Origin of the sequence: uncultured Streptococcus sp., from assembly GCF_938036805.1 — a bacterium.
Classification (GTDB): Bacteria; Bacillota; Bacilli; order Lactobacillales; family Streptococcaceae; genus Streptococcus.
On the sequence record NZ_CALHWC010000202.1, the window covers coordinates 1 to 2218 of the forward strand.

Consider the following 2218-nt stretch of genomic DNA (forward strand, 5'->3'; position numbering starts at 1 on the left):
TGGCGTGAATAACAGGAGCAGTCGCTGCAATGGCAGAACCGCCACAGATAGAAGAACCTACACCAACCAGGGTAGCTAGCTTTGTATCCAGATTAAAAAATCGTTGGAAAAAGAAAGCAATAATTAAAGCGATAGAAATGGTCGAAAGTATGACAGGAAGGGAAGATTTTCCAACTGCGAAAACTTGAGAGATATTGAGTCCAAATCCAAGCAAGATAACAGCATACTGAAGCAATTTTTTGGAGCTATAAGTCAAGCCGGCATCCAGTTGTTTATAGGAAGTGAGAAAGGGATGGAGAATCATTCCGATAAAAATGGCGAAAACAGGTGCTCCCACAACGGGCAGAAAGCCTCCTAAAACCCAAGAGATGATAGATATAATAAGACAGGCTAACAGTCCTGCCCAATTTTTTGATAGAAATGACATAAAAACCTCCGAAAAAAATACTCCTTATTATAATCTTTTCTGTCAGAAAAGTAAAATAGAAAGTAGGAAGAAGGTTACAAATAAATGGAATTTTGCGGTCAGAAAGCTTTTGTAGCATAATAGATATATGTTCTTTGTTCAATAAGGATGCAAATGTGGCATATGTTATTGAAAAAAATGAATTTGATGAGCCTGGACATGTGAAGTAATTATGTGAGATAAGAAAATAAATAAGAGAGTTGAAAATGTACTGCACCCCAAAAGTTAGACAGAAAAAATCTAACTTTTGGGATCAGTACATATCCTCGCTTTTTTTAATCTAATAGCTCCTTATTTTCAATTAAAAGTTCTAAAGGAGATTTTTCTCTTGCTACAATAAAACCAGGTTCATATTGAGTATGTAATGTTCTTTTCTGAGAAGTTGGATCAATATACAACTCTTCTCCATCTTCTGTGTATAGTTGTTTGCCTCTTGTTAGGTAAAGTAAATCCTCTAAGTACTGTCCATCAGTTTGTAGAAAATGTTCAATGTATTTGACAGCCTTTAAGATCTCACTTACTTTATCAGAGTATTCATTCGATTCAAGAACACTCTTTTCTAATTCAATCTCTTTACTAGTTCCAAAAAGTTGAGTTGGAGTTGCATTAAAATATTCTGCTATCTTATCTAAATTTGCAAAGGTAGGATAGCTTTTTTGTTTTTCATAATCAGAGATGGACTGTTTACCAATTCCTAAGTCTTCAGCTAGTTGAGTTTGACTTACTCCTTTTTCTATGCGTAGTCGTGCCAAATTGGGTCCAAAATTTTGAATAATAAAGGTCATGGGAAACTCCTATTTTTATTTTTAACTTATTTTATCACCTATAAACTTACAAATCAAGTTTTTAGTTGACTATCCCAAATATTTTTTATAAAATATATTTATAACTTATAAATAAGTTATAAATGATACAAACTGGCTCATATGTTTAGGAATAGTGAGTGAGGAGGAAGTTGAAGACGAGACTATGACTTATAACTATTCGAAGCCTTGGAGCTAGAAATTGTGTGGACAAGGACAAGGGACGAGCCTGACGGGAAGTCAGGCGAAGTCCTGCAGACTGCCGTCCAGACAATTTCTAGCCAAGCAAAAGCTGGCTATTCTAACAGCCAGCAAAAAGGTACACTTAGGACAACGTCCAAAGAACGACGGAACGAGCAAACGTTGATTTGACGGTGTTTCTGAGACCTAAAAAATCTAAAAGAAGGGGGGACAATTTTGTTGGTTTCTATACAAGATTTAAGAAGCATTCAAGAACGATGTGAAGTAGGAGAATTAGTACAGAGGTTAGATGTCAGTATTGATAGACTAACGGTTATCTGGGATACAGATACTGGTTCCCTAAGACGGATTTTCAAAAATCTGAAACAGGCAATAAGTACAAGAGTTGATTCATTTGAAATATATGATAATGTTCGAGATGATGTCTTTACTTTAGCTAAAGTTTTTAATGAGTATGATTCGATCAATATTATATTTTTTCAATTATCCACTTATGGAGGTGAACAATTGATTCGGATTGATTTCAATCCTAACACTTTAAAAGAATTTGATGGAATGAAAGTATGGAGGCAATTAATGTACTTTGCCCGATTGAATTCATTGACGGTACGTTTGTCTCGTTTTGATTTGGCATTTGACATTTTCAACTGGCCTGAGATCGTTAATTTGCAACATATTAAAGGTGGTGTCACCCATAAGGTCTTCTATGGTCGAGGGGGCGAATTAGAGACGAAATATTGGGGTTCTA

At 35.2% G+C, this 2218-nt stretch carries 3 protein-coding genes and 1 pseudogene; 2 read left to right on the top strand and 2 right to left on the bottom strand.

Annotated features, from left to right (window positions below):
• Both Q0191_RS08730 and Q0191_RS08735 read right to left on the bottom strand, forming a co-directional pair.
• Positions 1-427, bottom strand: a 427-nt coding sequence (locus tag Q0191_RS08730) for a YeiH family protein (protein ID WP_297665688.1), incomplete at its 3' end; no start/stop codon positions are given.
• 314 nt (positions 428-741) lie between these two features.
• On the bottom strand, positions 742-1251 hold the full coding sequence (locus Q0191_RS08735) for a helix-turn-helix domain-containing protein (protein ID WP_270615178.1): 510 nt from the start codon (positions 1249-1251) through the stop codon (positions 742-744).
• A 207-nt stretch (positions 1252-1458) separates the two neighbouring features.
• Between Q0191_RS08735 and Q0191_RS10500 the strand changes: the two genes are divergently transcribed.
• Positions 1459-1641: a hypothetical protein gene (locus tag Q0191_RS10500; protein WP_080558681.1), complete on the top strand. Its 183-nt coding sequence runs from the start codon at positions 1459-1461 to the stop codon at positions 1639-1641.
• A 45-nt stretch (positions 1642-1686) separates the two neighbouring features.
• Positions 1687-2218 (top strand): annotated as a pseudogene (locus tag Q0191_RS08740) (replication initiation protein); the annotation flags it as partial.